This is a genomic window from Pseudomonas sp. AC239 (assembly GCF_979258545.1).
Map to the genome: position 1 here is coordinate 30,835 of NZ_OZ409864.1, position 18,978 is coordinate 49,812.

The window sequence follows — 18,978 nt, forward strand, 5'->3', positions numbered from 1 at the left end:
GGTTGATCAGTACTCACACCGTTCGATAATGTCCTGCAAGTGCTCAGTCTTTCCCTGTTCCGTGAGAAAGGTTGTCACCTCAGCGCACCACGCTTGGTCTGAGGGAATACCGGCCCAAGCGTGCGTCCCCGCCCAATGCCAGGGACGGTCGTCAAACGTATTGATCAGCGCCTGATTGAATGTGTGAACGTTGAACTTGGGATTTCTCGCATTCTGCAATACCAACGAACCGGACACGCGCTGTTGCGTTGCTTCGCATGGTTTGATTTGCTGGGCTTTGGTCGAGCTCAGGACAATGAAATCAGGTTTGAGACCTTCATCGAGCGCGGCCTGCAATCTGTAATGTCCATCGATGATCACGTAAGAACACAGCCCACCCACATACCAGAGCAGGACCGGCGGCAAGCTGCCCTCCCTGGCTTTTTTGCGCCACCATTTGAGGCGACCTGCCAAAGGGTCCACCGTGTGCAGACCGATCAAGTGCCCCAAATCCCAATCAAGCCAATGCACGGTGTGCGGTTGCACATTGTCGAGAATGCCCTCGCCGCGCGCGTACCAGTTGGGCAAATGACTGGACGCATCGGCCGGGGTGGAAAAATACCAGCCATCCCGACCTGCGACGGGTTTGTATCGGCTAACTGCTGGCAATAAAGGGCGCGCCACCCAGTGGCCGGGATAGAGAAAGTCCGCCTGATTGTTCATCAACTGGTTGATGAAATAGCGACACCAGCGCGGGAAGCGCTCTTGGACGGGTAATTCAAAGTGCTCCTGAACGTCAGCCGAACCGATGGGTGGCACGGATGGCGATTCGAGTTGAACGGGCCGCGGATTGCGAACCAGCCAAGCACCGTAATATGAGATGGCAATGGTCGCCCAGAAGAGTGGGCTTTCATTGAGCATCAACTTCATCCGCCCGTTGTTGCCACTTTGCAGATGAAGCGGCGGTTTGCTTGATTTCGATCGGTTGACCTCAATACTCAATCCAACCCACTTGTCCTCGAGATCCTTGAGGTCACGCCACCAGAACTGTTGCACGTCGTTCCCTTATCAAATGCTTTTACAGATGAGTTTCACACTCGCGATTGTATTGTGCCCTGAGAGGCCCTTTCGCGAGCAGGCTCGCTCCCACGGTTGACTGCATTCCCTCAGCAAGAATGCGATTAACTGTGGGAGCGAGCCTGCTCACGAATGAAGCTCACTCGGTCTTGCGGTTGCGCTCGGCCAGAAACGCCAGCAGTGCCTCAGTGACAAACTCGTGATTCTCCAGATTGGAGATATGCCCCGCCTCCGGTACCAGCACACACGGGCAGCCAATCAATTCAGCCATTTCCCGGGCTTCCGACGGTGGTCGCGGTTTGTCCTGATCGCCGCACAGCACCAGTGTCGACGCCGGGTTCAGCTCGCCCAGGCGTGGCAACAGATCGTCGCGGCCAAACGTGATGCGTCCCATCGGTACAATGCTGTCGCGCAGACGCTCGGGCGAGTAGCCCTGCAGTTTTGCGCGGAAGTCCTGATACAGCGCCGACTGCGGGTCGATGCCCGGGCGGAAGAAGATCGGCACGACGATGTCGAGCAGTTGTTCGGAGATGGTCCCGCTGTCTTCGATCTGCTTGAACAGCGAGAAGTAATACTGCCGGGTCGGTTCCGGCTCGACGCCGACGTAGGTGTCCATCAGCACCAGACCGTTGAGACGTTGCGGTGCGGACAATGCCAAACGCGCGCCCCACATGCCGCCGACCGAAAGCCCGACGAGGGTGACGCGATCAATGTCCAGGTGATCGAGCAAGGCCTGCGCCTGTCGGGCAATGTCATCCAGCGATGTGGTGCCTTCGGGTAACTTGCCGGACTCGCCATGCCCCCACAGATCCAGGGCAATGACGCGATAGTGCGGGGTCAGCGCGGCGATCTGCGGCGCCCACATCGCTTGATCCCAGAGATAACTGCCAGCCAGCAACACGGCCGGGCCGGTGCCTTGATCAATGTAGTGCAGTGCTTGTCCGTCAACCGTGAAAAAGGGCATCGACCACCTCCGCGAGAAAAAACAGAACCGGCAGACTGAGCTGCCGGTTGTTGATCGTCAAGGATGGAAATGTACGGCAATGTACAGACGCCATTCGCGAGCAGGCTCGCTCCCACAGAGGTTTTGTAAACACCACAGATCCTGTGTGGGAGCGAGCCTGCTCGCGAAGAGGCCGGCCCAGGCGCTGAAGAACTACAACCCCTCCAGCTCCGCCATCAGATCATTCAACCGATCAACCTTCTCCTCTGTAATGTCACTGGCCGCCAGTCCATCGATGTATTCGGCCAGTTCCTCCACCGTGCTGCATTCGAACATCGCGCGCAGCGGCACGTTGCGTTGCAGGGCTTTTTGTACCCGCGATGCAATTTGCGTAGCCAGCAGCGAATGCCCGCCCAGTTCGAAGAAGTTGTCGCGCACGCCGACCTTTTCCACTTTCAGCACCTCGGCCCAGATATCAGCCAGGGTCTGCTCCAGTGGATTGCGCGGCGCCAGATAATCCGCACTTTGCAACTGACCGATTTCCAGTGCCGGCAAGGCTTTGCGGTCGAGTTTGCCGTTGGCATTCAGGGGCATTTGCTCCAGCCATAGCCAGTGCAGCGGGACCATGTATTCCGGCAGTTCTGCGCGCAGGCGCTGCTTGATCAGTTCCAAACGTTCGCCCGGATTGAGCGCTGCATCGGCCGCGACCAGATAGCCCACCAAATGCTTGCCGTTGACGCCTTCCTGCACACCCACCGCAGCGTCGCGCACTTCCGGTTGTTCGTGCAGGCGCGCTTCGATTTCACCGAGCTCGATACGGTAACCGCGAATCTTCACTTGATGATCGACGCGGCCGACGTATTCCAGCACGCCATCGGTGCGGCGCCGCGCCAGATCACCGGTGCGATACAGACGCTCGCCCGGCGCGCCGAACGGGTTCGGCACAAACACCGGCGCGGTGCGCAGCGGATCGCTGACATAGCCGCGCCCGACGCCGGTACCAGCCACGCATAATTCGCCCACCGCGCCGAGCGGCACCAGATCCAGCGCGCCATCGACCAGGTACAGCGAGTTATTGTCGGTCGGCGTGCCGATCGGCAAATAGCTGCCGCGCGTCGACGCCATGTCGACGCGGAAGAACGCCACGTCATCCGAGCATTCCGCCGGGCCGTAAGCATTGACCAGACCAATGTCCGGGTAACGCAGCAGCCATTGATGGGCCAGTTCCGGCGGCATCGCTTCACCGGTCGGCAACATCCAGCGCAAGCCGTCGAGGCTCATGTGATCAGCGGCGAGCATGCCCTGAATCAGCGACGGCACACTTTCCAGCACGGTGATGCCCTGCGCCTGTACATGCGCCAGCAGACCTTGCGGATCGTGGGCAATCGCATTCGGTACGATGTCGACCCGCGCGCCGAACAACGGCGCGGCAAGGAACTGCCAGACGGAAATGTCGAAGCTTTGCGAGGCGGTCTGCCCGATCACATCGGCCTCGCTCAAGTCGAGGTAAGGACGTTTGCTCAACTGGTTGTTGAGCATGCCGCGCTGCTCGACCATCACGCCTTTAGGCAGCCCGGTCGAACCCGAGGTGTAGATCACATAGGCGAGATTGTCCGGGCCACTGTGGATGCCAGGATTGTGCGTCGCTGCGGCCGACGCCTGGACCTCTTCCCACACCAACAAGCGCGGACGATTCGAACAGCCAAATTCCTCGAGCAGGGTTTGCGCCTGTTCGCGGCAGGCTGCGCTGCACACCAGCAACGGCGTGCGGCTGAGCTCGATGATGCGGCTCAGGCGCTGGCTCGGAAGGCCCGGATCCAGCGGCAGATAACCAGCGCCGGCCTTTAAGCTGCCGATGATCATGCCGAGCAGGTCGAGATTACGCTCGGCCAGCAGCGCCACCGGTTGATCCATGCGCACACCGGCAGCGACCAGAGCATGGCCGAGGCGGTTGGCGTTTTGATTCAGTTCGGCATAGCTCAATTGCTGATCGAGGCAACTGGCGGCAATGCGCTGCGGATGCGCCGCGACCTGCGCTTCGAACAACGCCACGTAGCTTTGCTCCAGCGGATAGTCATGGCCGCTCTGGTTGCAACCGTGCAACAGGAAGTCGCGTTCTTCGTCGCCCAGCAGCGGCAAATCGGCCATGTCGCCATGGAAGCCGTCGACCAGCGCCAGCAGCAGGCGCTTGAACTCAGCGAGCATGCGCTCGACCGTCGATTCGTCGAAGTAACGCTGGTCATAGGACAGGTGCAAGCCAAGGTCATCACCCGGGTAACACACCGCCGTCAACGGGAAGTTGGTGTGGGTGCGGCCGGAATCCGAGGTCGCATTCAAACTCTGCGCACGGTCGAGCACCGAGACTTCCACCGGAGCGTTTTCGAAGACGAAGAGGCTGTCGAACAGCGGCTGGCCTTTGGGCAATTCGCTCTGTTCCTGGATGTTCACCAGCGGCAGGTATTCGTACTCGCGCAGTTGCATGTTGCTGTCGAGCAATGCGCTCAGCCACTGACGCACGCTGCTGCGCTGACCGTCCTCGGGCATCTTAACCCTCAGGGCAATGCTGTTGATGAACAGACCAACAGTGCGCTGCATCTCCGGCATGTCCACCGGGCGCCCGGCCACGGTGACGCCGAAGAGCACGTCGCGATCGCCGCTCAGGCGCCGCAGAACCAGCGCCCACGCCGCTTGGGCGAAAGTATTGACGGTCAGTTGATGGGCCTGCGCCAGTTCCCGCAGCCGTGCACCGTCCTCAACATTGAGGCGGGTGTAACGATCACCAACGATCATGCCGCCACTTTCGCCGGCGTGTTCGCGCAGGAACGGCCGGTCGCTCGGGATCGGCGTGGTGCGCTCGAAGCCTTGCAGATTCTGCCGCCACCACTGCCGCGCCTCGGCCAGGCTCTGACGTTGCAGCCAGCCGATGTAATCGCGATAGCGCGGCGGCACGCTCAACTGCGCTTCGCGACCTTCACCGAGGGCGGTATAGATCTCGAAGAAATCGTTCATCAGCAGCGAACGGCACCAGGCGTCGATGAGGATGTGGTGGTTGCTCATCATGAACCAGTAGCGCGCCGCGCCGACCTTGATCAGGCGCAGGTGGAATGGCGCCTGATTGAGCAGATCAAAACCGGCCTCGCGCTCGATTTTCAGCAGCTCTTGCAGCTGTGGTTCCTGCTCGTTTTCGGCAACGGCGCTCCAGTCCAGATACTCGATCGGCGTACGTCCCGGCGTATGAATCACTTGCAGCATGTCTTCGCCAACGTTCCAGCAGAACGAAGCGCGCAAAGCTTCATGACGGGCGACCACCGCTTGCCAGGCCTGGGCGAAACGCTCGGGGTCGAGTTCGCTGTTGATGCGATAACGATCCTGCATGTAGTACAGACCGGTGCCCGGCTCGAGCAAGGTGTGCAGCAACATGCCTTCCTGCATCGGCGTCAGCGGGTAGACATCTTCGATATGCGCGGCCGGCACCGGCAGCGCATCGAGTTGCGCCTGAGTCAGTCTGGCCAGCGGGAAGTCCGACGGCGTCAGGCCGCCGGCTTCGTCTTGCAGACAATGGGCGATCAGGCTTTGCAACTCGCCGAGGTAAGCGGCGGCCAGATCGTTAATGGTTTGCGCCTCGTAACGCTCGGCACTGAAAGTCCAGCGCAGCAGCAGCTCACCACCGTAAACCTGACTGTCGACACTCAGCTCGGTGGGCAACGGCGCCTGCGGATCGTGGGCGGCACCGACCGCCTCATCCAGCGGACGGAACAGCGCATCGCTGCCGAAGCTCTGGTCGAACTGGCCGAGGTAATTGAAGGTGACCGGCGCCTGCGGCAGCGCGGCCATGCTATGGCGGCAGCCGTCATCGGCGAGATAACGCAGCACGCCATAACCGAGACCTTTGTGCGGCACGGCGCGCAATTGCTCTTTGATCGCTTTGATCGAAGCGCCCTGCCCGGCGGCTTCTTCGACATCATGCGGGGTCAGGCGCAGCGGGTAAGCGCTGGTGAACCAGCCGACCGTGCGGGTCAGGTCGATCTCGTCGAACAGGGTTTCGCGACCGTGGCCTTCCAGTTGAATCAGAGCAGAAGGCTGACCGCTCCAGCGGCACAGCACACGGGCCAGCGCGGTCAGCAGCAGGTCGTTGACCTGGGTGCGGTAAGCGCTCGGCGCCTGTTGCAACAACTGTCGGGTGCGCTCGGCGTCGAGGCGCACGCTGACGGTTTGCGCATGGCGATTCTGCCTGCCGCCCTGCGGGTTTTCGCAAGGCAGATCAGCGCTCGGCCCGGCCAGTTGCGCCTGCCACCAGCTCAATTCCTCACGCAGCGATTCGCTGCCGGCGTAAGCCTGCAAACGCGCGGCCCAGTCCTTGAAGGCGCTGGTTTTCGCCGGCAGTTTCAGCGGCTGCGCAGCGTCGAGCTGGCGATAGGCGGTTTGCAGATCATCCAGCAAAACGCGCCAGGAAACGCCGTCGACCACCAAGTGGTGGATGGCGATGAACAGGCGCTGCTGACCACCCGCAACATCGACCAGCACTGCGCGCAGTAATGGGCCGTTGTGCAAATGCAGACTGCGTTGCGCGTCGGCGAACAGAGATTCGCACCGATCCAGCGAATCGACGCTGACTTGCCAGAGCACATCCTCATTCGTCAGCGCTTGATGCGTCGCTTGCCATGCATCATCGGTTTCAGTGAAACGCAGACGCAGCGCATCGTGCTGCTCGATCACGGCCAGCAAAGCTTGCTGCAATCGTTGCGGCTCGAGGCGCGCAGTCGGTTCCAGCAACAGCGCCTGATTCCAGTGCTGGCGCTGGGGAATGTCCGTATCAAAGAACCAGTGCTGAATCGGCGTCAGACGCGACTCGCCGACCACCAGGCCTTGCTCGGCTGTCACTTGCTGGGTGCGACTGGCAACGGCGGCGAGCGTCTGCACGGTCTGATGCTGGAACAGGTCGCGCGGACTGAAATGAATGCCCTGCTGACGCGCGCGGCTGACCACTTGAATCGACAGAATCGAGTCGCCGCCGAGTTCGAAGAAGTTGTCGTTGAGGCCGACCTGCCTGACGTTGAGCACATCGCACCAGATCTGCGCCAGGGTCTGCTCCAGCTCATTGCTTGGCGCGACATAGTCCTGACGATTGAGCTGCGGATCCGGCGCCGGCAAGGCGCGACGGTCGAGTTTGCCGTTGGCGGTCAGTGGCATGCTTGCCAGCAGCATCAGGTGGGTCGGCACCATGTAGTCCGGCAGTTGCGCCTTGAGGTGCGACTTGAGCGCTTCGCGCAGTTCAGCCTGTTGCGCTTCGCTCTGGTCGGCGACCTCCGTAACGAGGTAACCCACCAACTGCTTGCCACTCGGCGCATCCAGCGCCAGCACCACTGCTTCGCGGATCGAAGGGTGATCGAGCAGGCGCGTTTCGATCTCGCCCAGTTCGATGCGGAAACCGCGGATTTTCACTTGATGGTCGATCCGCCCCAGATACTCGACCAAACCATCGGCACGCTGGCGCACCAGGTCGCCGGTGCGATACATGCGCCCGCCGTCAGCGGCAAACGGGTCCGCGACAAAACGCTCGGCGCTGATGCCCGGGCGGTCGTGATAGGCCTGAGCCAGACCGGCGCCGCCGACAAACAATTCACCGGTCGCGCCTTGCGGCACCAAGGCCAGATCGGCATCAAGAATGTACGCGACCCGAGCACCGATCACGCTGCCGATCGGCACACTGCCGGCGCCCTCTTCCAGCACCTGCGGCGCCAGACTGGCCAGCGGCATGACCACGGTTTCGGTCGGGCCGTAGGCGTTGAAGAACTGCGCCGGCTGGAACGCCGCGCGGATGCGCTGTAGATGCTCGCCGGTCAGTGCTTCGCCGCCGGTGATGATCATCCGCACCGGGAGGGCTTCATTCTGCGTGGCAAGGAACTGCGCCAACTGGCTGCCGTAGCTTGGCGTAAAGCCGAGGACGTTGATCCGATGCGCACGAATCAAGCCGCAGATTTCTTCCGCGTCCCATTGGCCTTGCGCCCGCAGCACCACCTGCGCACCGCTGAGCAGCGGCACCAACAAACGCTCGGTGGCGGCGTCGAAGTTGATCGAATAGAAATGCAGTTCACAGTCGTCCGGGCGCATGCCGAAACGTTCGATCACGGCCTGACAGTGCATGGCAATTTCGCCGTGGGAGACCACCACGCCTTTCGGTTTGCCGGTCGAGCCCGAGGTGTAAATCAAGTAGGCCTGATGTTGCGGCAGGCTGATAAACGGCAGCTCGCTGGCCGGGTAGTCGGCCAATGCCGCGCTGTCATCTTCCAGACACCAGCGCGCCGCGCTTGGCGGCAACTCACCGAGGGCTTCGAACATCGCCCGATCGCTGAGCAGCAGGCCGATTCGGCTGTCTTCAATCATGTAGTACAGACGGTCGAGCGGGTACTCCGGATCCAGCGGCACATAGGCGCCGCCAGCCTTGAGAATCGCCAGCAGGCCGATGACCAGTTCCAGCGAACGCTCCAGCGCCAGACCGACCCGCACTTGCGGGCCGACGCCGCGCTCACGCAGCGCCCAGGCCAGACGATTGGCCCGGGCATCGAGTTCGGCATAGCTCAGGGTCTGCCCGGCAAAGGTCAGCGCCGGTGCGTCTCGGCGCGCCAGTGCCTGTTCGGCGAACAGATGATGGATGCACTGGTCGAGACGATGCTCGCCCGGCTCGACACCGAGGCTGTCGAGCAGCTGCTGTTGCTCGGTGTTGTCGAGCAACGGCAGTTCGCTGAGGCGCTGCTGTGGATCAGCGATCAACGCTTCAAGCAGGTTGCGCCAATGCCTGGCCATGCGTTCGATGGTCGGTTCGTCGAACAGGTCGGTGCTGTAAGTCAGGCAGCAGCCGAGGCGATGGTCGAGATCGGTGACTTCCAGATTGAGGTCGAACTTGGTCGCCCGCGCATCGTTGGCCAGGTACTCGACGGTCATACCAGCGAGCGTGCGGCTCTGCTGGAATTCCCAGCGCTGCACGTTGCACATCACCTGGAACAGCGGGTTGTAAGCCGCGCTGCGTGGCGGCTGCAAGGCTTCGACCAGATGATCGAACGGCAGATCCTGATGGGACTGGCCTTCGATCACGGTGTGGCGCACCTGCTCGAACAATTCGCCGACCGACATCTGCCCGTCGAGCTGGCAACGCAGCACCTGGGTGTTGAGGAACGCCCCGATCAGCCCTTCGCTTTCAGGGCGGATGCGGTTGGCCACTGGTGCGCCGATGCGCAGGTCGGTCTGGCCGCTGTAGCGGTAGAGCAACGTGGCGAGCGCGGCGGTCATGGTCATGAACAGGGTCAGGCCGTTTTGCGCATTGAACGTCCGCACGCGCGCGGCGAGATCGTCGCTTAGGTCGAAACGGAACAGCTCGCCCTGATGGCTCTGCACCGGCGGACGGGGACGGTCGCCGGGCAGTTCCAGCAGCGGATGCTCACGACCGAGTTGCGCGGTCCAGTAGTCGAGCTGGCGCTGGCGCTCGCCGGACTCCAGCCAGTTACGCTGCCAGACGCTGTAGTCGAGGTATTGCACCGGCAGCGGCTCAAGCGGTGTTTCCCGCTCATCGACGAACGCTTCGTACAGCGCACTGAGTTCCCGGGCAAAGATGTCCATCGCCCAGCCTTCGGTGACGATGTGGTGCAGGGTCAGAACGAAGTAATGCTCGTGCTCGGCGGTCTTGACCAGGCAGGCGCGCAGCAGCGGTCCGGTTTCCAGATCGAACGGCTGGTGCGCTTCTGCGTCAGCCAGTTGTTGCACTTGTTGCTCGCGCAGCTGCGCCGGCAGGCTGGAAAAATCCTTCCAGCCCATGCGCACACCGGTCTCGGCATGCACCTGTTGGCGGGCGACGCCATCGACACTTGGGAATGTGGTGCGCAAGGTTTCGTGGCGCAGGATCAGCGCCTGCAACGCGGCCTCGAAATGCTCGACATGCAGCACGCCGCGCAAGCGCGCCATACCGCCGACGTTGTACGCCGGGCTGTCCGGTTCCATCTGCCAGAGGAACCACATGCGCTGCTGCGAATAGGACAGCGGCACCGCTTGGCTGCGGTCGATTTTTGCAATCGGCAACTGTTGATTGGTGCGACCGCTGACTTGGATCAGGCGAATCTGTTCGGCGTAATCGCCCAGTTCGCTGTGCTCGAACAAGGTGCGCAGCGGCAGCTCCACGTCACAGGCCTGACGTGTGCGTGAAATGATTTGCGTGGCCAGCAGCGAGTGACCGCCGAGGGCGAAGAAATCATCACGCAGGCCGACCTGGCTCAGGCCGAGCACCTCGCGCCAGATGCCGGCGATCTGTTGCTCCAGCTCAGTGACCGGTTCGATGTGTTCACGCACTTGCCATTGCGGCTCGGGCAAGGCGCGGCGGTCGAGTTTGCCGCTGGGGCTGAGCGGCATCGCGTCGAGACGCAGCAGTTGCGCCGGGACCATGTAATCCGGCAGCTCAGCGGCCAAAGCGTTCTTCAGCCGAGCGATTTGTTGGTCGGCATTTTCCTGCGTATCGCTCGCCGTGAAGTAGCCGATCAGTTGCCCACCGGTAGCGGTTTCGCGCACCAGTACCACGGCCTGGGCGACGCCATTTTGCGCCAGCAGTCGCGCCTGGATTTCTTCCGGTTCGACGCGAAAGCCACGCAGCTTGACCTGCTGATCGAGACGGCCGAGGTATTCGATCACGCCATCCGAAGACCAGCGCGCACGGTCGCCGGTGCGGTACAAACGGGCGCCCTGCTCGCCCAGTGGATCGACGACAAAACGCTCGGCGGTCAACGCTGGACGACCAAGGTAACCGCGAGCCAGACCAAGACCGCTGACGCACAGTTCACCCGCGACACCCGCCGGCACTGGATTGAGATCGGCATCAAGGATGCGGCAGACCACATTGCCCAGCGGCCGGCCAATCGGTGAGCGCTCGCCATCGGCAGTTGTGCAGTGCCAATGGGTGACGTTGATCGCGGTTTCCGTCGGCCCGTAGCGGTTGTGTAACTGCACCGCTGGCAATTGCGCCAGTACCCGGTTGCGCAACTCGGCGGGCAAGGCTTCACCGCCGGAAAACACCCGGCGCAGGCTGGTGCACTCGGCACTCAGCGGCTCGTCGATGAACAGCGCCAGCAGCGGCGGCACGAAGTGCAGCGTGGTCACGCCGTGCTTCTGGATCAGTTGCGCAATGCGATGTGGGTCACGGTGCTCGCCGGGGGCGGCAAGCAGCAGACGCGCGCCAGTGATCAGCGGCCAGAAGCATTCCCACACCGAGACGTCGAAACTGATCGGCGCTTTTTGCATCAGCACGTCGGTTTCGTCGAGGCGGTAAGTGTCCTGCATCCATTGCAGGCGCTCGGCCAGCGCGGCGTGGGTGTTGCCGACGCCTTTCGGTTGCCCGGTGGAACCCGAGGTGTAAATCACATAGGCGAGGTTGTCGCCGTGCAGGTGCAGGCCCGGTGCCTGGCTCGGCCATTTATCCAGGTGCAGCGCATCCATGGCGATCACGCTGACGCCGTCGCTGGCCGGCAAACGCTCGAGCAATTGCGTCTGGGTCAGGAGCAATTCAACGCCGCTGTCACTGAGCATGTACGCGAGGCGTTCGGCCGGATAATCCGGATCAAGCGGCACATAGGCGCCGCCGGCCTTGATGATCGCCAGCAGGCCGATCAGCAGTTGCGGCGAACGCTCGGCGGCGATGGCCACGCACACGTCCGGGCCAACGCCTTTGTCGCGCAGGTAATGGGCGAGGCGGTTGGCTTGCGCGTGCAGCTCGGCAAAATCCAGGCTACCGCCGTCCCACAGCAGTGCGGTGCGTTGCGGGGTGCTGCGCAGTTGTTGCTCGAGCAGTTCCGGCAGCCAGTGTCGCGCCGGGGTGCAGGGTGCGACGCTCCAGTCCTTTAGCTGATTCTGCTCGCTGGCGGTCAGCAAGCGCAGGTCGCCGATAGCCTGCTGCGGCCGTTGGCAAACTTCGCTGAGCAGATTATGGAAATGCTCGGCCAGGCGCTCGATGGTCGCGGCGTCGAACAGTTCGCTGGCGTAGTCGAACGACAGGCTCAGGCGCCCGTTGCGATCCTCTTCGCTGTGCAATTGCAGATCGAACTTGGCCTCGCGGCTGTGCCACGGCAGTTCTTCGGCGAGCAGACCGGGCAGGCGCTTGAGCGCACTGAGGTCGCGCTGCTGATGGTTGAACATGACCTGGAACAGTCCCTGTTCGCGGGCCTGCGGGAAAGCTTCGAGCAGTTGTTCGAAGGGCAGATCCTGATGGGCCTGGGCGCCGAGTGCGGCCTGGCGGGTCTGGTTCAGCAGCTCGGCAAATGTCAGGCGCGAATCGATTTGCGCACGCAACACCTGGGTATTGATGAAGAAGCCGATCAGGCTTTGGGTTTCCAGGCGCGGACGGTTGGCGTTGGGCACGCCGATGCGAATGTCGCGCTGTCCGCTGTAGCGGTGCAGCAAACTTTGGAATGCGGCGAGCAGGAGCATGAACGGCGTGGCCTCGTGGGCCTGCGCGGTCTGGCGGATCGCCTCGCTGAGCTTGCTACTCAAGCGCACGCTGTGGCGCGCGGCGCTGTGGTTGGTTCTGGTCGAGCGCGGGTGATCGGTGGCCAGTTCCAGCGTCGGATGGTCTTCGCCCAGTTGCGCTTTCCAGTACGCCAGTTGCCGCTCGCCCTCGCCTTGCGCCAGCCATTGCCGCTGCCAGTTGCCGTAGTCGGCGTATTGCGTGGGCAGCGCTGCCAGCGTCGCCGTTGCACCTTGGGTAGCGGCGGCATAGAGGCGCGAGAATTCGTCGAGAAGAATATTCAGCGACCAACCGTCGGCGATGATGTGGTGCATCGTCACCAGCAATTGATGCTCTTCATCATCGAGACGCACCAGTGTCACCGCCAGCAACGGGCCTTTTTCCAGATCGAACCGAGTGCGCGCCTGGTCTTCGCGAATCTGCTCGGCACGGGCTTCACGCTCGGGCATTGGCAAGTCGCTGATGTCGATCAGTTGCAGGTTGAATTCGGCATCCGCGAGCACTTGCTGCAATGCCACACCGTCGCGTTCGAAGAAACGTGTGCGCAGTGATTCATGGCGTTCGATCAGTTGCTGGAAGCTGCCGCGCACGGCGTTTACGTCCAGCTCGCCCCGCAGGCGCAGGCCACCGGGAATGTTGTAGGCGCTGCTCTGTGGATCGAGTTGCCAAGTGATCCACAGGCGGTTTTGTGCCAGCGACTGTGGCATCGGTTCGCTGCGCGATAACGTGCTGATTGCATCGTGGGTGCTGCCGCCAGTCTGTTGTTGCTGCGCCACAGCGGCGGCGAAGGCGCACAGGGTGGGCGCTTCGAACAGCAGGCGCAGGCTCAGCTCGACACCGAGTGCGTCGCGAACCCGCGCGACCACTTGCGTGGCGGCGATCGAGTTGCCGCCGAGCAGGAAAAAGTGATCGTCGGCGTTGACCTGCTTGACGTTGAGTTGCTCGGCCCAGATTTGCCCGATCAACGCTTCAAGGTCCGAAGTGCTGCTGGTCGCGTTTTCCGTTGCGGCTGTGATCGAAGGGAACAGCGCGTAACTGTCGAGGCTGCCATCAGCCAGACGATTGCGGCACGCCGAGCGCTGCAGTTTGCCGCTGGAGGTTTTCGGCAACGCGCCCGGATTGAGCAGCACCACCACGCTTGGCGCCTCCTGATACGCCTCGGCCACGGCTTGGCGAATGGCTTTGATCAGCGCATCTGGCGCAAGGATTTTCTGCACGCTGCGGCTGATTTCCGCAGCGATGCCGATGCCCTCTTCGCCCTGGTGAGTGACCGCGAACGCCGCTACACGGCCCTTGCGCACCACTTCGACTTCGCGCTCGACGGTCTGCTCGATGTCCTGCGGATAGAGGTTGTGACCACGAACGATGAGCATGTCTTTCAGGCGCCCGGTGACGAACAGTTCGCCGTCACGGATAAAACCCAGGTCGCCGGTGCGCAACCAGGTGCGGCCGGCGTGCTGCACGAAGGTCTTGGCGCTGGCTTCGGGGTTGCGCCAGTAACCGTGGGCGATGCTCGGGCCCGCAGCCCAGACTTCACCGACGGCGTTATCGGCGAGTTCTTCGAGGGTATTCGGTTCGACGATCAGCACCGCGTGTTCCGGCTGGCTGATGCCGCAGCTCATGATCGCGCTGCCGTCGCCCGGCTCGGCGCAGTTTTGCGCCAGCGCCTGATCGTCCACACGCAGCGCCGGGATGCCGGTGCCGCGCGGTGTGCCAGCGACAAACAGGGTCGCCTCGGCCAGACCGTACGAGGCCATGAAACTGTTTTCGCTGAAACCGCAGGCGGCGAATTTTTCCGCGAAGCGCTCGAGGGTGTCGAGGCGGATCGGCTCGGAGCCGGAATAGGCCACGCGCCAACGGCTCAGATCGAGGCGCTCAAGGGCCGACTCGCTGACCCGTTCACTGCACAAGCGGTAGGCGAAATCCGGCCCGCCGCTGATGGTGCCGCCGTATTCGGCAATCGCTTCCAGCCAGCGCAACGGCCGGCCGAGGAAGTAGGCCGGCGACATCAGAATGCACGGCACGCCGCTGAATATCGGTTGCAGCAGACCGCCGATCAAACCCATGTCGTGGTACAGCGGCAACCAACTGACGATGACATCGTCCGGATTAACGTCGATGCCGAAACCGTGACGGATCAGCAGTTCATTGGCGACCAGGTTGCCATGGCTGACCTGCACACCCTTGGGCAACGCGGTGGAGCCGGAGGTGTATTGCAGGAAGGCGATGTGCTCGGCTGGCAGGCTCGGTTCAACCCACTGTTCGGCCAGTGCGCTGTCGAGGGTGTCGACACACAACAGCGGCGGTGCGCCGTCGATTTGTTGCAAGGCATCGCGCAGATCGGCGCTGGTCAGCAACAGCTTGGGCTCGGCGTCGGCGATGATCGACAGCAAACGCTCCTGGTGATGACGACGCGCGGACTCCGGCGGATAGGCCGGCACCGCGATCACACCGGCATACAGGCAGCCGAAAAACGCCGCGACGTAATCCGCGCCACTGGGAAACAGCAGCACCGCACGCTCACCGAAACCGGCCTCGGCCTGCAACGCGGCGGCAATGGTGCGCGCGCGTTGATCCAGTTCGCGATAGCTGAGCACCACAGCCTGGTCGGCATTGTCGGCGAGAAAACGCAGGGCTGTTCGGTCCGGCGTCAGGGCCGCGCGACGCTTGAGGGCATGGACCAGGCTGCTGGGGAGTTCGAACGCGTCGGTCATGAGGTTTCCTGCCTGAATTCGGCTTGCAAGTGGAATCGGGTAGCTGCGTCACACCTGTCGAGAGGCGTGCGGGGCGCGGTCTGTGCCGACCGCGCGAGGCTTCGAAATGCGCTGGGGCCGGGGATCTGCACCCGGCACCATTCACCAATGAGAACGGATGACCTGGGGAAATAATTAGTCGGCAGGCGCGACGTCCAGCAGGGCTGGGGTGCGGCGGCGTGTCGCAGTTCGCAAAACACATCGCCTTACAGCAATACCTCTCTTTCTCATTTGACAATCATTATCATTCAACATAATTTGTCGCTCGATGTGTAGGACGGCGCCATCCCCCGAGGCCCTCCCACTAACCTATTGGCAGCAAGGTGATTTCCATGACGGAACAAGTATCCACAAGCAGGTGCGATTCACCGCTACTTCAGGCATTCGTCGACAATCGACTGATTCTGGTCAAGATTGCAGCGCGCATTACCGGCTGCAGGTCTCGCGCCGAAGACGTGGTGCAGGATGCGTTTTTCCGACTGCAATCGGCGCCGCCGATCACGTCGTCGATCAAGGCTCAGCTGAGCTACCTGTTCCAGATCGTGCGCAACCTCGCCATCGATCATTACCGCAAGCAGGCGCTCGAACAGAAATACTCAGGCCCGGAAGAGGAAGGCTTGAACGTGGTGATTCAGGGCGCTTCGCCGGAAACTTCGCACATCAACTTCTCGACCCTGGAACACATCGCCGATGCGCTGACCGAGCTGCCCAGCCGCACCCGTTATGCCTTCGAGATGTACCGCTTGCACGGCGTACCGCAGAAAGACATCGCCAAGGAACTGGGCGTATCGCCCACCCTCGTCAACTTCATGATTCGTGATGCGCTGGTGCACTGCCGCAAGGTCTCGGGCAGTCGGCGGGATGCGGTGATCGCGGGTCGTCGTTAGGATCCGGATTTTGCGTCAAGCCATTCGCGAGCAGGCTCGCTCCCACAGGGTTTGAACAACGACACAAATCCAGTGTGGGAGCGAGCCTGCTCGCGAAAGCGGCCTCAGACTCAACGCAATACCGAGGCCGAACGCATCAGGCCAAGCTGCACCGATCAAAAAACCGCTCCCGCCCCAGAATCATCAGCGCCGCGCGCTTGTGCGGAAAATCGAATTCCTTCTCGCAGTGGAAACACTGATTGTGCATATGCCCGATCATTTTCGCGTTATCGGCACGCGGCTCGGCAACCACGCGCTGGGTGCGCGGATCATCGAGAAACAGGTAATGCACCAGCGCCGATAACCAGCTCGCCACTTTGTGCGGGCCGCGATGACTTTCTTCGCCGACCAGCATGTGAATGCCACGGTCGTAATCGCCGGCATCGTAGAACGGCGCGATGCGATCTTCCTTGGCCCAGTAGGCTTCGAAATAGGCGAACGGCTGATCATCGAAACAGCCGATCAGGGTCAGCGTGTGCGGATCGGCATCGAGCTTGCTGAGGTATTCGCGATGCTGCTCAAGGCTGCCCTCCTCCTGCCAGAAACTCGCCACGCGCGGGCTGTTCTGCCACCGATTGAAGCACGACAGATCCTCTTCGATTTCCAGCGTACGCAAGGAAACCCATGCGCCAAGCCGCGCATCGAAACGCCGATAGACTTCACCGCGCGGTTTCACCGGTCGCAGCGGGTGGCGCTTGCCCTGGCTGATGACCATTTGCTGCGGATAGCTGCCGCTCAGTGAAGTGCCCAGCCACGGCTGCGGCAGTTGCCAGAACAGTGTGCGCTCGCAGCGATATTCGCCGGCGACATCGGTATTAATCAGCAAACCGCTGAGCAACGCCTCGGTCGGCGGTTGATCGAGTTGCCAGGTTAGCTGCTGACACGCCGGGTCACGGGCGAACAACCAGTAACAGGCCGCCCATAAGGCCTGCCCGGGCGGCAGGGCATAACGTTCATCAAGCTGGATCGGGCCCTTGCCTCCACGGTTCAGGCGCAGCCGAATCAACGGTTGCCCGTCCAGGCTCAGGCTCAAGCGGCTTTCGCTGGCATCAGCGATCAAGCGACTGCCCGAGGGCAACGCCAGGGCAGTCAGGTCGTTCAGATGGGACATGGGTCGGGCTCACGTAATCATCGACAGTTCAACGAAGTGACGTGAGCCGGGAAGGGAAATTTAAGCGCGGGACGAAAACAGCGCTTCAGTGATGCGGCACCGGCACCACGGCAATCCTGTACGGCTCGAAAATCTTCAACAACTCGCCGTTGTCACGCAAACGCTGCAACAGATTGCCGAAGGCTTCGCCGCTGATCGGAGCGCTTGGCCGCAGAATCGCGTAATGGTGATAGATCTGATCGGTACGCTGGGAGGCCAGAAGCGCATCGCGGACCTTTTCGTTGCGCAGCAGGTAATCGAACAGATAGGAGCGGGTCACCAGGGCAATGTCGGCGCGCCCGCGCAGCACCATCAGCAGGTTGCTGTCATGGGAATAGGTCAGCGTGGCGTTGTAGTTTTTCGCGAGGTATTTCGGGTCGGCGTTGAAGTTGGCGAATTCGTAGTGATAACCGCTGAACAGCGCCAGACGTTTGCCTGACAGGCTGGAAAAGTAGTTCTGCTGGCGGCCATCCTCGCGCTGGGCGACAAAAATCTCGGCGTCTTCCAGGCCCATGTCGACGTCATCGTGAGGAATGTCCTTCCAGCCCCACTCGGGGTTCTCGAAGATCGCCATATCGATGCGGCCCTGCTTGAAATCACCGAAACGGCGCGGGATCGACGTCGGCACCAGGACGAACTGATACTCGCTCTGTGAGCGGTTCAGCGCCTCGACCAATTGCGGCAACAGGCCGGTGTCGGCGCCGTTTTCCGGGCGAATCGTATAGGGCGGGAAATGCGCGGCGCCGACCCGGACCAATTGCGCTGACTGAGCGGGCAATACCCATAACGCAGCCAGCGCAGCGAGCATCAGCCCGGCGGCTGTCCGAATTGGCGAAGACTTCAAAACACCCCACTCCCCGAAAAAAATAGCGATCAATGCATTCAAGCTAGGCGGTTTCGCCGAGTTAGCCAGTTTCCCGCCCGGAACAGACGGCTATTCAACGTGCTTCGAGGACCAGAATCAGCGCTTCGTCGGCGAGTTGATCGAGGCTCAAACTGCCGCCAGCACGGAACCAGGTGGTGGTCCAGGACAGTGCGCCGGTGAGGAAACGTCGGGTAATAAAAACGTCGCCGCGAATGTAGCCGGCGTCCTTGGCCTCGCCCAGAACCTGCAGCCAGATGTCTTCGTAAACGTCACGCAAAGCCAGGACTTTAGCCTGGCCGTCTTCGGACAACGAGCGCCATTCGTACACCAGCACCGCCATCGCTTCGCCGCTGCCGCCCATGATCGACTGCAACTCGCAACGAATCAGCGCCAGCACCTTGTCGCGCACGTCGCTTGCCTCGGCCAGGGCTGCGCGCATCAACGCGGTGTTGTAGCGGATGGTCTCCTCCATCACTGCGCGAAGGATTTCATCCTTGCTTTTGAAGTGATGAAAAATACTGCCCGACTGAATGCCCACAGCGCTGGCCAGATCACGCACCGTGGTGCGCTCGTAGCCTTTGTTGCGAAACAGGTGAGCCGCCACTTGCAGCAATTTGCCACGGGCGCTGTCCGGGTCGGTCAACTGGCCTTGCTCGACCAGTTCGCGCATGACCCGCAGGGCTTTTTGCTCGTCCACCCGTTCTCTCCTACAGTCGATCAGTGTGTTGCCCCCTGTAACCGCAGGGTTGCGCGCAATTTAAGCCGCGCGCGGGCACCAAGCAAGCGC

General features: G+C 61.9%; 7 protein-coding genes. 1 reads left to right on the forward strand and 6 read right to left on the reverse strand.

Annotation, left to right across the window (positions count from 1 at the left end):
- Positions 1-6: 6 nt before the first annotated feature.
- From ACZ0AZ_RS00175 to ACZ0AZ_RS00185, 3 genes are all read right to left on the reverse strand, one after another.
- Positions 7-1,035, reverse strand: a complete 1,029-nt coding sequence (locus ACZ0AZ_RS00175; protein ID WP_463538530.1) for a ParB/Srx family N-terminal domain-containing protein — start codon at positions 1,033-1,035, stop codon at positions 7-9.
- A 160-nt stretch (positions 1,036-1,195) separates the two neighbouring features.
- Positions 1,196-2,020, reverse strand: coding sequence for an alpha/beta fold hydrolase (locus tag ACZ0AZ_RS00180; RefSeq protein WP_463538531.1), 825 nt, complete (start codon positions 2,018-2,020; stop codon positions 1,196-1,198).
- Between the two features lie 192 nt (positions 2,021-2,212).
- A complete protein-coding gene (locus tag ACZ0AZ_RS00185) occupies positions 2,213-15,211 on the reverse strand; it encodes a non-ribosomal peptide synthetase (RefSeq protein ID WP_463538532.1) in 12,999 nt (4,332 codons plus the stop codon).
- A 371-nt stretch (positions 15,212-15,582) separates the two neighbouring features.
- Here ACZ0AZ_RS00185 and ACZ0AZ_RS00190 point away from each other — a divergent pair, with 371 nt between their 5' ends.
- Positions 15,583-16,137, forward strand: coding sequence for an RNA polymerase factor sigma-70 (locus tag ACZ0AZ_RS00190; protein ID WP_008088195.1), 555 nt, complete (start codon positions 15,583-15,585; stop codon positions 16,135-16,137).
- Positions 16,138-16,273: 136 nt separating this feature from the next.
- On the opposite strand, the gene ACZ0AZ_RS00195 is transcribed toward ACZ0AZ_RS00190, so the two are convergent.
- From ACZ0AZ_RS00195 to ACZ0AZ_RS00205, 3 genes are all read right to left on the reverse strand, one after another.
- On the reverse strand, positions 16,274-17,287 hold the full coding sequence (locus tag ACZ0AZ_RS00195) for a GNAT family N-acetyltransferase (RefSeq protein WP_463538533.1): 1,014 nt from the start codon (positions 17,285-17,287) through the stop codon (positions 16,274-16,276).
- Positions 17,288-17,372: 85 nt separating this feature from the next.
- Positions 17,373-18,170, reverse strand: coding sequence for a substrate-binding periplasmic protein (locus ACZ0AZ_RS00200; protein WP_415761904.1), 798 nt, complete (start codon positions 18,168-18,170; stop codon positions 17,373-17,375).
- 94 nt (positions 18,171-18,264) lie between these two features.
- Entirely contained in the window at positions 18,265-18,888 is a 624-nt protein-coding gene (locus ACZ0AZ_RS00205) for a TetR/AcrR family transcriptional regulator (protein WP_039759835.1), read from the reverse strand.
- Between the last annotated feature and the right edge of the window lie 90 nt (positions 18,889-18,978).